At 51.4% G+C, this 12,680-nt stretch carries 12 protein-coding genes and 1 pseudogene; 5 read left to right on the top strand and 8 right to left on the bottom strand.

All coding sequences use genetic code 11. The features are described 5' to 3' along the window. Positions 1–95 precede the first annotated feature (95 nt). On the bottom strand, positions 96–1,154 hold the full coding sequence (gene ompA, locus OGY15_RS13580) for a porin OmpA (protein WP_151217949.1): 1,059 nt from the start codon (positions 1,152–1,154) through the stop codon (positions 96–98). Positions 1,155–1,511: 357 nt separating this feature from the next. Then, complete coding sequence (gene sulA / locus OGY15_RS13575) at positions 1,512–2,021, bottom strand: SOS-induced cell division inhibitor SulA (protein WP_151217950.1); 510 nt, start codon at positions 2,019–2,021, stop codon at positions 1,512–1,514. A gap of 216 nt (positions 2,022–2,237) precedes the next feature. On the opposite strand from sulA, the gene OGY15_RS13570 reads away from it, so the two are divergent. Further along, positions 2,238–2,852 (top strand): TfoX/Sxy family DNA transformation protein, encoded by a 615-nt coding sequence (locus OGY15_RS13570; protein ID WP_151225160.1) that lies wholly within the window; start codon positions 2,238–2,240, stop codon positions 2,850–2,852. Here the strand turns inward: OGY15_RS13570 and yccS are convergent. Both yccS and OGY15_RS13560 read right to left on the bottom strand, forming a co-directional pair. Beyond that, a complete protein-coding gene (gene yccS, locus OGY15_RS13565; protein ID WP_151217952.1) occupies positions 2,830–4,983 on the bottom strand; it encodes a YccS family putative transporter in 2,154 nt (717 codons plus the stop codon). The two genes, OGY15_RS13570 and yccS, sit on opposite strands and share 23 nt — an antisense overlap. 18 nt (positions 4,984–5,001) lie before the next feature. Continuing rightward, complete coding sequence (locus OGY15_RS13560; RefSeq protein WP_016152485.1) at positions 5,002–5,448, bottom strand: YccF domain-containing protein; 447 nt, start codon at positions 5,446–5,448, stop codon at positions 5,002–5,004. 125 nt (positions 5,449–5,573) lie between these two features. Between OGY15_RS13560 and helD the strand changes: the two genes are divergently transcribed. Then, positions 5,574–7,628: a DNA helicase IV gene (helD, locus tag OGY15_RS13555; protein ID WP_210904905.1), complete on the top strand. Its 2,055-nt coding sequence runs from the start codon at positions 5,574–5,576 to the stop codon at positions 7,626–7,628. A gap of 31 nt (positions 7,629–7,659) precedes the next feature. On the opposite strand, the gene mgsA is transcribed toward helD, so the two are convergent. Together mgsA and csgI are read right to left on the bottom strand one after the other, a co-directional pair. Beyond that, a complete protein-coding gene (gene mgsA, locus OGY15_RS13550; protein WP_114682373.1) occupies positions 7,660–8,118 on the bottom strand; it encodes a methylglyoxal synthase in 459 nt (152 codons plus the stop codon). A 92-nt stretch (positions 8,119–8,210) separates the two neighbouring features. Continuing rightward, positions 8,211–8,873: a curli synthesis inhibitor gene (gene csgI, locus OGY15_RS13545; protein ID WP_151217953.1), complete on the bottom strand. Its 663-nt coding sequence runs from the start codon at positions 8,871–8,873 to the stop codon at positions 8,211–8,213. 172 nt (positions 8,874–9,045) lie between these two features. Between csgI and OGY15_RS13540 the strand changes: the two genes are divergently transcribed. Beyond that, a complete protein-coding gene (locus tag OGY15_RS13540; RefSeq protein WP_151217954.1) occupies positions 9,046–9,459 on the top strand; it encodes a CoA-binding protein in 414 nt (137 codons plus the stop codon). A 67-nt stretch (positions 9,460–9,526) separates the two neighbouring features. Here OGY15_RS13540 and hspQ read toward each other — a convergent pair. Then, a pseudogene (hspQ, locus tag OGY15_RS13535) lies at positions 9,527–9,844 on the bottom strand (heat shock protein HspQ). Between the two features lie 57 nt (positions 9,845–9,901). Continuing rightward, complete coding sequence (gene rlmI / locus OGY15_RS13530) at positions 9,902–11,113, bottom strand: 23S rRNA (cytosine(1962)-C(5))-methyltransferase RlmI (protein ID WP_187259703.1); 1,212 nt, start codon at positions 11,111–11,113, stop codon at positions 9,902–9,904. A 214-nt stretch (positions 11,114–11,327) separates the two neighbouring features. Here rlmI and OGY15_RS13525 point away from each other — a divergent pair, with 214 nt between their 5' ends. Both OGY15_RS13525 and OGY15_RS13520 read left to right on the top strand, forming a co-directional pair. Then, entirely contained in the window at positions 11,328–11,876 is a 549-nt protein-coding gene (locus OGY15_RS13525; RefSeq protein ID WP_151217956.1) for a YbhB/YbcL family Raf kinase inhibitor-like protein, read from the top strand. 14 nt (positions 11,877–11,890) lie between these two features. Continuing rightward, positions 11,891–12,679, top strand: a complete 789-nt coding sequence (locus OGY15_RS13520; RefSeq protein ID WP_286539600.1) for an AraC family transcriptional regulator — start codon at positions 11,891–11,893, stop codon at positions 12,677–12,679. Position 12,680: the final 1 nt, after the last annotated feature.

The raw sequence follows: 12,680 nt of genomic DNA, 5'->3' as shown, positions 1-12,680 counted from the left end.
GTAGGGTGTGGTTCGGCGTAACGTTCTGGTGCGTTTTTAACGAAAAACAGCTGAAAAAAAACCCCGCAAAGCGGGGTTTTTTACTAGACGATAACTTAAGCCTGAGGCTGAGTTACAACGTCTTTGATACCTTTAACTTCGATCTCAACACGACGATCCGGAGCCAGGCAGTCGATCAGTGCAGCGCGAGCTTTCACGTTGTCACAGGTGTTGCCAGTAACCGGGTTGGATTCGCCCATACCACGTGCAGAGATTTTGTCAGAAGGAATACCTTTAGAGATCAGGTAATCAACAACGGACTGAGCACGTTTCTCGGACAGACCCTGGTTGTAAGCGTCAGAACCGATGCGGTCAGTGAAGCCCAGAACCACTACGGAACCGTCTTTCGGATCCAGGTTGCTCAGCTGGCTGTACATCTGGTCCAGAGCCTGCTGGCCTTCTGGTTTCAGAGTTGCTTTGTTGAAGTTGAACAGAACGTCAGACTTCAGAGTGAAGTGTTTGGTCTGTACTTCTGGAGCTGGAGCCGGAGCCGGTGCAACTACTGGAGCTACAGTTTCCTGACCGAAACGGTAAGAAACGCCAACGCTCAGCAGGCCGTTATCCGGACGACCACCAACGGTGTTCGCGTCACCGATGTTGTTGGTCCACTGGTATTCCAGACGGGTAGCGATTTCAGGAGTAATTGCATACTCTACGCCACCAGCGAATACTGGGGATACACCAGTGTCGTGGTCTTTGAAACCTTCGTTGTTTTTAGCGTCTGCACGCCAAACCATACCACCCAGACGGGTATAAACGTCCAGATCGTCAGTGATTGGGTAACCCAGTTTAGCGGTCAGCTGAACGCCCTGAGCTTTGAAAGCGCCGTTTTGATGAGTAGCGTCGGTGTAGCCTTTGTACGGCATACGACCTAACCAGTCGTAACCCATTTCAAAACCAACGTACGGGTTAACCTGATAACCACCGAACGCACCAGCACCCAGTTGGCTTTCGTGGGTAGGACCGGCGTTGTTGATCTGGTTGTTACCAATGTCATGGTACTGAGACCAGCCCATTTTAGCACCAGCGTACCAGGTGTTATCTTTCGGAGCGGCCTGCGCCACGGTAGCGAAACCAGCCAGTGCCACTGCAATTGCGATAGCTGTCTTTTTCATTTTTTGCGCCTCGTTATCATCCAAAATTCGCCATGAATATCTCCGAAGAGAGATAACACGGTTAAATCCTTCACCCGGGGACCAGTTCAATAGTTACTCTACCGATATCTGCGGCTTACGCCGAGCACCCCTGGCGATGTAAAGTCTACAACGTAGTTGAAAACTTACAAGTGTGAAGTCCGTCAGGCATATGAAAAAAAAAGGCTTGTATACACAATATTTAACATTTTTGGATGAATAAATGTACTGAGGATATCCTGAAAACCGCTTCAGACAAGCGTTCTCACGAAAAACCCGTTAAGGCTCAAAACCAAATTGAGACATGAAAAAAAATTCCAGGATAAATCCTAATTTTACTTAATGATACAAATTCGAGTGAATTTTTAGCCCGGAATGCTGTCTCCCCGCAAGTGTCTGAGCGCGAACAGGACGCATAATAAACCCCATCGCATTACCTTCATCTGCCGCTTTTACCAGTTCGGCATGTTCATCTTCGGTTAACTCCTCCGTCAGCCAGCCGATAACGACGCTGTAGTTGCCCGTGCGCAGTGCTCGAACCATAGATTCCAGCGTATTGCAGGGAGAGAGCTGACTAATTTGCATGACTTTCGTCAATGGAAGCCCGGCCGACTGTACCCACTCCCGACTTAATTTTTGCTGAGGTGTCAGCCACAGCTGCCAGCGGGATTGCTGCCCTAACTGTTGCAGGAGTGGAAGCAGCAGGAGCTGTGTCATCATGGGCTGGTCTTCGCGATAGACCACTTCACTGATAAGCCCAGTGGTAGCGTTCTCTGACGACACGCGCGCAATGCTGCTTGATGCAGAAGAGAACGACGAAGAACGATTTGCATAACCTGAAGTGTACATAATCAATCCAGCCCTGTGAGTTACTGTATGGATATACAGTAACCCTGCCATCAATAAAGATCAACCTTATTTTCGGAAACAGGTTCGCAATTTTTAGTCGCCGTCACGGGAAAAATTAAATTCATCTTGCCCCATTCGAATAAGTTGCCTATTTTCGTCATTAACGGATCTGCTACTGAAAATCATTTGGTTACGTTATGATTTAAAAGGATTTTTATGAAAGAACTTTCTTATGCAAGGATCTATAAATCTCAAGAATATCTGGCTTCTTTGGGGGCGATTCACTATCGCTCATTGTTTGGCAGCTACAGTCTGACTGTTGGGGATACGGTCTTTGCCATGGTTGCCAGCGGTGAACTATATCTTCGGGCATGTGAGCAGAGCGCTCAGTACTGTGTAAAAAACTCTCCTGTCTGGCTGACATTTATCAAGCGCGGACGTCCGGTTGTACTCAATTATTACCAGGTGAACGATGCCCTGTGGCAAAACCAGCCGCAGTTGGTGATGCTATCACGCTATTCGCTGGATGCAGCTGTTAAGGAAAAACAGAGCCGCTTTGCACAACATCGTCTGCGGGAGCTACCCAATATGACGTTTCATCTGGAGACTCTGCTAAATGAAGCAGGAATTAAAGATGAGGGGACATTGCGTTCGCTGGGAGCACAAATGTGCTGGCTGAAACTTCGGCAAAATAACCCCGCCTTGACGGTAAAAATACTCTACGCCCTTGAAGGAGCTGTCGGGGGAGTGCATGAAGCTGCGCTCCCGGCGACGCGTCGCCGGGAGCTGGTAGAGTGGGTGAGTTCTCTTACGTCGAAACTGGGGTATTAGAGGGCAGCACGGCAATTTGCTGCTGTAATCGCCGGATCTCCGGGAGTAAGGCAATCAATAGTCCAACTTGCTGTATGACCAGTGGCTCTTTACTGTCCGAACGCGGCTCAAGACGCTGAATTCGCTGCTTCAGTCCCTCCAGTGCCTGGTATACGCGCTGCTCGTCAGCGGGTTGATGGTGAAGCGCATCATCAACATAGCAGACGGCATCGTCTAGCAATGCCAGGACCTCCGGATTGGTTAGCTGTTCGCGATGCGCGCCCAATGCGGAAATATAGCTGGTAAACGTATGGTTCAGACACAGCAAGCGGAACGCCGTTTCGCGCGTTTGGGCCGTGACGTCCGGTTCACTCGACATGTTCGACACCACGGAGGCCAGTTCCGCGTCACGATTGTGCGCGTCCCTCCGGGCGATACGGTATGTAAGGCGATTATCGCGACCCTGATGATATTGTTCGAGTATTGCATCAAGATAACGACAGTTTGCATCAGTCGCCCGTTCAATCACCCGCGGCAGATTACGAAAACGCCAGTCTGGCCAGATAAAGCTGACAGCAGCCCAGGCGATAGCGCAACCAATCAGCGTATCAATGACACGCGGCAGTGCGACCTCAAAACCTTCACCAAGCAGGTTAAAGCACAGTAGCACCAGCAGCGTGATAAACATTGTGGCATGCGCATACTGGACGTTGCGAAAAGCAAAAAACAGTACGCCGGTGATCACTAAAAGTATCAATTGCCCTTCGAGAGAAGGCACAAACCACAGGATCGGTAAACCAATAGCGATCCCGACGAGTGTACCGATAATCCTCAGCGCCAGGCGATGTCGTGTTGCGTTGTAGTTTGGCTGACAGACAAACAGGCTGGTCAACAGGATCCAGTACCCGTGGTTCATACCTGTTATCTGGATAATGGCATAGCCGACGCAGAGCACCAGCGACATACGGATAGCATGGCGAAACAGGGCGGACTCGGGCGTGAAATTACGACTCAGACGTAACCAGATATCACTGAACCCATGCGGACTGTCATCAGCAAGCTGATTTTCAGACTCATTGCGTGAGAGTACCTGAGCCTGTTCGGACTCAATAGTAGCCAACTGGGCATCGATGGCTCGCAGATTCGACAGCAAAAATCCCAACGTGTTGAGCAGATCGGCTGGCTCACCACTGGCACGCATGCGCTCAAGCGCAGCATCTATATGGGTGAAAACGCGCTCAAAGTGTGGGTCGTGCTGATAAGGTGTGCGCAATAAAATACAACGGGACAGCTGTGAACAGGCTTGCCCCTGCATCGACATCAGACGCTGGAAGCGGAACATCACATCGCTGTGGCGGAAATGATCGCGCAGCGTTTGGTACTGAATATGCGAGGAGCTGGCGCGTTCATGGATATCCTGCGCCACAAAATAGTAATGTAGCGTACGCCGAGTTCCCCGTTGCCCGCGGTCGCCGCGCAGGCGAGTCAGTAACGACACCTTCGTCTGGTTTAACGTCGCCATCAGTTGCCCATTCGCGAGAGCTAAATCATACAACGGTGCCTGGCTTTCATCTTCTATATCGGGATCAAACAGACGCGATTTCAGTTCCAGATAGTGCGCTAACTGTTCGTAGCTACGTGCCAGATTATCCTGCAAGGGACGGATGGGGAACAGAAGATGCCCGGTCAGTGTTAACAGGTTGTACCAAATAGCGCCAGCGAGCAGCAGGATCGGTTGCTGATACCACTGATCGTAAAGCGAAGTGCCAAGCATCGTGTAAATGGCGATCAGCAACGCGCCAAAAGCGATGGTTGCATAGCGTTGACCTAATCCACCCAGTAATATAAAGCCGCTGGTGGAGAGCGTTAACCCAATGGCAAACAGCCATGGCCATGGGAAGAGCAGTTCGACAGAAGCCGAGGCAATAAAAAAGCAGACCAACGTAATAATCAAATTGCGTAGCCGGCCTGCAAGACGATCGTCCAGGTCGGTCAGTGCGGCAGCAACCATACCCAGCGTGAGCGGGATGGTTAGTTTAACGTCGCCCAGCCACCAGGGCAGTGCCGTTGTGCCGCAGAGCGCGATAAAAATCCGCACGTAGTACAGCCAGGTGCTGTTCCAGGTATAGCGTTTGAGCAGAGGACTTAACATAAAGGCCATCGGTCCTGATTATTCAAAGCGACGACGCGCATTGGCTTCACGTGCTGCACGAGCAACTTCTACTGATACCACCCGGCGACCAACTGGCCAGAGTGCAATTGCGGCGATTTTAAAATTCGCGATGCCAACCGGAATACCGATGATGGTAATGCACTGGGCAATACCGGAGACAATGTGCATCAGGCACAGCCACCAGCCGAAGAAAATCAGCCAGAAAATATTGAGCACTGTGCCGCCGGTATTCAACAAAACGTTTTTACCTGCCGGGTTCAGTTCATCGACATGAATTGCTTCGTTGCCATAAGGAAACAGCGAGAGTCGGGTTATCTCCCAACATGAACGGGTCAAGGGTAGAGTAAAAATAAGCACAATACTGACCAGCGTAGCCAGTAACCAGGCTAAGGTGGTGGCGAAGCCCCCGAGCACAAAATTTAAAATATTCAGAACAGTACGCATAAACCCTCGGTTAACTCTGGTTTTCTGTGATTTCGGCAATTGTAACGTTTTTTTGGGCTGGAGCACGTTTTCTCTGGCGGTTACACTGATAAGTAAACCTCTTCGTGTGGATCCGCCTGAGTCTTATGGAACTGAAAGCAACTTCTCTTGGAAAACGTCTGGCACAACACCCTTACGATCGGGCTGTTATTCTCAATGCCGGGATTAAAGTTTCCGGCGATCGTCACGAGTATCTTATTCCCTTCAATCAGTTACTGGCTATTCATTGTAAACGCGGCCTGGTATGGGGCGAGCTGGAGTTTGTGCTCCCGGATGATAAGGTGGTGCGACTTCACGGTACAGAGTGGGCGGAGACGCAGCGTTTCCATCACCACTTGAACGCACTCTGGCAGCAGTGGAGTCAGGAAATGAGCGCCGTCGCTGCGGGAGTTTTACAGCAACAGCTGGATGCGATCGCGGCACGTACCAGTGATAACAAATGGCTGACGCGCGAACAAACGACAGGGCTGCAGCAGCAGATCCGTCGTGCCTTTGCCGCGCTACCACTTCCAATCAACCGACTGGAAGAATTTGATAATTGCCGTGAGGCGTTGCACCAATGCCAGGCATGGTTGAAGGACATTGAAGCCTGTCGCCTAAAGCACAATCAAGCCTATACCGAAGCAATGCTGGAAGAGCATGCCGAGTTTTTCCAGCAAATTGAATCCTCACCGCTGAATCCGGCCCAGGCGCGTGCTGTGGTCAACGGTGAGCAATCCTTATTGGTCCTTGCTGGGGCGGGAAGCGGCAAAACATCCGTATTGGTCGCCCGTGCGGGCTGGTTGCTTGCGCGAGGAGAGGCAGCGGCTGAACAGATCCTGCTGCTGGCGTTTGGACGAAAAGCGGCCCAGGAGATGGACGATCGGATCCGTGAACGCCTGCATACGCAAGACGTCACCGCGCGCACGTTTCATTCGCTGGCGCTGCACATTATTTCGCAGGGCAGCAAAAAAGTTCCGACGGTTAGCAAGCTGGAAAATGATGCCGCCGCTCGCAGTAAACTCTTTATAACGACCTGGCGTCAGCAGTGCAGCGAGAAAAAAGCTCAGGCCAAAGGCTGGCGGCAATGGTTAGAAGAAGAGATGCAGTGGTCTGTACCCGAAGGCAACTTCTGGGATGACGAAAAATTACAGCGCCGTCTGGCTTCCCGGCTGGATCGTTGGGTTAGCCTGATGCGTATGCATGGCGGAGCGCAGGCGGAGATGATTGCCACTGCGCCAGAAGAGATCCGCGATCTGTTCAGTAAACGCATTAAGCTGATGTCGCCCCTGCTCAAGGCCTGGAAGAGCGCGCTGAAGGATGAGAATGCCGTCGATTTTTCCGGGTTGATTCATCAGGCTATCGTTATTCTGGAGAAGGGGCGGTTTATCAGCCCGTGGAAGCACATTCTGGTCGATGAATTTCAGGATATTTCTCCTCAGCGTGCCGCTCTGTTAGCCGCCCTGCGTAAGCAGAACTCACAGACTACGCTGTTCGCCGTGGGGGATGACTGGCAGGCCATTTATCGCTTTAGCGGGGCGCAACTTTCGTTGACTACCGCATTTCAGCAAAACTTCGGCGAGGGCGATCGTTGCAATCTGGACACGACTTACCGTTTTAACAATCGTATTGGTGAAGTTGCAAACCAGTTTATCCAGCGAAACCCTCACCAACTTACGAAACCGCTCAACAGTCTGATGACCGGTGATAAAAAAGCCGTCACGTTGCTCGATGAAAATCAGCTGGATCTGCTGCTGGATAAGTTGTCAGGGTTTGTGAAGACTGAAGAGCGGATTTTGGTGTTGGCGCGATACCATCATCTGAAACCAGCGAGTCTGGAGAAAGCGGCCACCCGCTGGCCTAAGCTACAGCTGGACTTTATGACTATCCATGCCAGCAAAGGACAGCAGGCGGATTACGTCATTATTGTGGGGCTTCACGACGGTAATGATGGTTTTCCAGCTCCGGCCCGCGAGTCGATTATGGAAGAGGCGTTGCTCCCGGCGGTGGAAGATTTTCCGGATGCAGAAGAGAGACGCCTGCTGTATGTGGCGCTAACACGTGCGCGGCATCGGGTATGGCTGCTATTTAATAAAGAAACACCCTCATGCTTTGTTGATGAGCTTAAGCAACTGGATGTTCCGGTTATCCGAAAACCCTGAAACGCAGGCGGCGGTAGCCACCTGCTTGGGATCATTTGAGGCGTTCTGCAAGATAGCGGGCGTAATCTGGGATCAAGATGTCCGCAGCATCGTTGAAGTTTGGCGACTGAATAATAAAATCGGCCGTCGACACGTTGGTGGCGACCGGGATATTCCATACCGTCGCCAGACGCAGCAGGGCTTTGACATCCGGATCGTGTGGTACGGCGTTGAGCGGATCCCAGAAGAAGATCAGCACATCAATTTTCCCTTCTGAAATGAGCGCGCCCACCTGCTGGTCACCGCCCATTGGGCCGCTCAGCATGGCGTTGACGTCCATTCCGGTCGCGCGTTGGATTAAGTTTCCTGTCGTCCCGGTGGCATACAGAACATGCTTTTCCAGCAAGGGTTGGTGGCGTTCCACCCAGCTCATCAACATCTTTTTACAGTGATCGTGTGCAACCAACGCAATATGCTTACGCGCTGGCAATGTGCGAGTCGTTAATTCCATAGTACAGCTCCCAAGTTAACCTGGTTACAGAGTACTGGAAGCGCTTGACGCTGCAAGAGAAAGACCAAAAAAATGCGATGCGAAGATAAATGTCATGAAGGAGGTTGTTTTTGGGCCCATTGCAAAAAGTTACTTCGCGTTTGCGCGTCAGCCTGTTGGAACCAATATTTTAAGCGCTGTTCGGTCAGCGTTTGCGACTGAGGCGGCACGCGATCCAGTTCAGAAACCCCGGATAGCAGAGAGCTGTCATCGGCCATCATTGTGGCGAATTGTGGCAACGAAGCATGTTTAGCCGCTTTGTTATAGCGTTCTGTTTCCATTTCATAATCCACGGTTTTCGCCGTGGAGGTGATGGACAGAATATCCAGCTTGACGGGGATAGGCATAGAGTCCCCATCCAGCAGTTCCACGCGGGGAACCTCATCGAAACGAGCGGCATCCAGCTCATTGTTCAGACGCGGGAGGTGAAAATTAACCTGACTGACGAGTTGGGTATCAAAGCTTATGACCAGCGGGGATGAGATATAGAGACGTTCTTCGTGGCTGGACAGACGAATGGATTTTTCTACGCGAAACACGAGCTGGTGCCGACCATTTTCCAGCTCAATACTGTCGGCACCACGTAGTAATGAGCTGGAGACTTTTTTTCCGTCGAGCACCAGCAGGTCAATATCATTTGACAGACGTAAAGAGGTAGCAAAAACGGTTACCGGCAAACACAGGGCTATTAAGGCTGTCACAATGCCGGTTTTCATAGGTTTCTCCTGACCAGAAATTATCTGTATAAGATGTATCTAAATTTTTCGATAATCATGTTTACTAACATATAGACATATTTTTGAGTTTAGCTCTCATACGCCAGTATGGGATGAATGGTTGCGTGCTCAGGTTTGTCGTACACTTTGCTAAACAGCCTGGAGGAAAACGATGAAAGAGACCGATATTGCTGGCATTTTGACAACGACCCGCACGATTGCACTGGTGGGAGCAAGTGATAAACCCGATCGCCCAAGCTATCGGGTCATGAAATATTTACTTGACCAGGGCTATCACGTTATCCCTGTTTCGCCGAAGGTTGCCGGGAAAACGCTGCTGGGACAACAGGGCTATGCGACGCTGGCGGATGTGCCTGAGAAAGTGGATATGGTTGATGTCTTTCGTAATTCAGAAGCGGCGTGGGGCGTTGCTCAGGAAGCTATCGCCATCGGTGCGAAGACACTGTGGATGCAGCTTGGCGTGATTAACGAGCAGGCGGCCGTGTTGGCGCGTGACGCAGGGCTGATGGTGGTAATGGATCGCTGTCCGGCGATTGAGATCCCGCGTTTGGGGTTGGCGAAGTAAATTCGTGCGGATGATTGGATACGAATCCGGCCTACGACAGATATCGTTGTAGGCCGGGTAAATGCGATCAGTTACGCAGGCGCGGAGCCTGAAGCTGTTTACGGATTGTTCGCGCCAGTTCATCCATTGACGGTTGCTCCGGATGTTCTTCCTGTAGCTCGCTACTCAGCTGTGCTTCGGCCAGATACGTATGTACGGGCAGGCCATTATCGTCTTCCATCACCACGTGATACCAGGGAGCGGCGCGAAGTTCGTCGTTGACCGCCTACTCATCGGCTGACGGCTCATCAAGCGAATATTCCGGGTCGATATCCACGACCACTCCGAGGTAACCTAACAGGGAATGGCGGACCTGCTGGCCGATACCGAATTTGCTGGCAATCATAGTCACCTCCCGGGAAATAGATACCCTCTATGTAAGGGTAATATTCCACTTTTCAAGTTACATGATGCGACAGGCAAACCCTTTCAGATACAGCCCTTCCGGGTAGGTAGCGATCACCGGGTGATCGGCGGCCTGACGGAACTGCTCTATAAATTGTACATCACGACCAGCATCTATTGCGGCATCAGCGATGATTTTCTGAAATAAATCGGTGGTCATCAGCCCGGAACAGGAGAAAGTCAGCAGTACGCCGCCCGGATTGAGTAATTGAATCGCCAGCATATTAATGTCTTTATAACCGCGGCAGGCGCCCATCAACTGGCTTTTGTTTTCGACAAATTTAGGCGGATCCATGACGATGACATCAAATTTCTCACCGCGATCGCGATAGGCGCGCAGCAGTTTGAACACGTCATCACGCACGAACTCGGCTTTGTTCAGCTCCAGTTTGTTCAGTTCCACGTTCTGGCGGGCAATATCAAGCGCCTCCTGGGAGGTGTCGACGCTGACTACCTGACGGCATCCACCCATTAATGCTGAGACAGCAAAGCCGCCGGTATAAGAGAAACAGTTCAGGACACGTTTGTTTTCCACGTAACGACGCGTGGCCAGGCGACTGTCGCGTTGATCGAGGTAATAGCCAGTTTTGTGACCGTGCTGAATATCAACCAGTAGCTTCATGCCGTGCTCTTCAATCGGCAGCAGAGCAGGCGGCAATTCGCCTGTTACAGGCCCTTGGGTCAGCTCCATACCTTCTTTTTTGCGCACGGCGACATCGCTACGGTCATAAATTGCGCAGTCCGGGAAAACAATTTGCAAGGCGCTGATCAGCGCCGCACGTTGATATTCAGCACCAGCGCTGAGCAACTGCAATACCAGGAAGTTACCAAAGCGGTCAATAGTGATGCCTGGCAAGCCATCAGATTCGCCAGCGATCAGACGGTAGCTGTCCAAGCCATCTTTGCTTGCCAGCCAGTCACGCCATGTCTGTGCTTTCTGCAGACGACGAGTGAAGAAATCAATATCGATGGATTCAGACTTGTCAAAGGTCCAGACGCGCGCGCGGATCTGTGACGCAGGTGAGAACGCGCCGCGCGCTAACCATTTACCCTGGTGATCAACAATATCAACGGTTTCACCAAGGTTGGCTTTGCCTTCCATACGGGCGACAGCACCGGAAAATACCCACGGATGGCGGCGAACTAAGGACTTTTCGCGCCCTTTGGCTAACACTAAACGAGGATAATGTAGAGTTGTAGATTCAGTCATGCGGAGCAACCTCTCACAAACAGTGACGCGGGCTGGAGTAAAATACCAGCCTGAAACCATTAAAATAAAATGGCGCGTAGAGTAGCACAGATGATGAGGTCAATCATCAGCGCATGGCGCTGAGCGTTTCGGCACAAAACGCTATCGCAGAGGCACAGTTTCTTTTATGCCCACCGTTTACATTGCTATTTCTTAATGAGAAAAAGGAAATACAATGAAAGCTATCTTCTCTCTGGCTACCGCCGCCATTGTCGCGCTGAGTTTTGATGCCTCTGCAGCCTCGGCGTTTCGCCTCACCAGCACCGACATACCCGCTAACCTGCAATTAACGCAAAAACAGGTGTTTAAGGGGTTTGGCTGCAGTGGTGACAATATCTCCCCGCAGCTGAGCTGGCAAAATCCGCCAACTGATGCCAAAAGTTTTGCCATTACGCTGTTTGATCCCGATGCGCCAACGGGAAGCGGCTGGTGGCACTGGACCATTGTGAATATTCCGGCCCAGGTGCATTCGCTTCCTGGCGGGGCCAGCACGAATAAGATACCCGTAGGAGCTGTTCAGGGACGTAATGATTTCGGTTATGCTGGATTTGGGGGCGCCTGCCCGCCGCCGGGCGATAAACCTCACCGCTATCAGTTTACCGTGTGGGCGTTAAATACCGACGCGTTGCCAATTGACAGTAATGCCAGCGGCGCGCTGGTCGGTTTTATGCTGAACAGCCATGTGATTGCCAAAGCTGAATTAACCGCGACGTACGCAAGATAATAGAGGATGAACGGGTGCAGGATGTACATTTTCGCCATAACAACCTTACCACCGCAGAGGTGCGTTCCGGCCATTTGCACCGCCTGCACCGGGTAAAACTGTTTTCTGCTGCTATTTGCCACATTACGCAGGGAAGTAAGGTCATTATTCAGGACGAAAACCGCCTGGTTGCGGGGCCGGGCGAGCTGATTATCATCCCAGCCAATACGCCTCTGGAGATTATTAATCAGCCGGAGCAGGGGGCATTTCGCTCGGATTTGCTGTTGCTGTCGACAAATATCATTACCGCGTTTAAAAATAACTGGGTCGAGGATTTCCCACCGGCAAAGTTGACATCGCTCTGCACGCCCATGAGCAGCGGTTTGGCATTTATGTGGGAAAGCTTGCTGGATGCAGTACGCCAGAATTTACCGGCAAAATTGCAGGAGCATCAGGCGATGGGATTATTTCTGGCGTTACTGCACGATGGTGTGGCGGGACCACTGCTTATCGAGCGTCGATTTAATCTAACCGAACAGGTGCGACAACTTATTATGTTATCCCCTGCTAAGCTATGGACAGCTCAGGAAATTGCCGGTCATCTTTCCATCGGTACCTCAACGCTACGCAGACGATTGCAGATGGAGTCGCAGAGTTATCGGCAAATCGTGGAGGAAGTGCGTATGTCCTGCGCACTCTCTCAGCTGCAATCGACCACGCTGCCGATTGGTGAAATTGCGTTACGCTGTGGTTATCTGTCAGGTTCACGGTTTACCGCAAGATTTCGCCAGCATTATGGATGCCTGCCGAAGCAGGTGCGTTGAG

It is taken from the genome of Citrobacter sp. Cu231 (assembly GCF_030332265.1).
GTDB lineage: Bacteria > Pseudomonadota > Gammaproteobacteria > Enterobacterales > Enterobacteriaceae > Citrobacter > Citrobacter meridianamericanus.
Note: the sequence above shows the minus strand (reverse complement) of the source record. Positions and strands in the feature narration are given on the sequence as shown.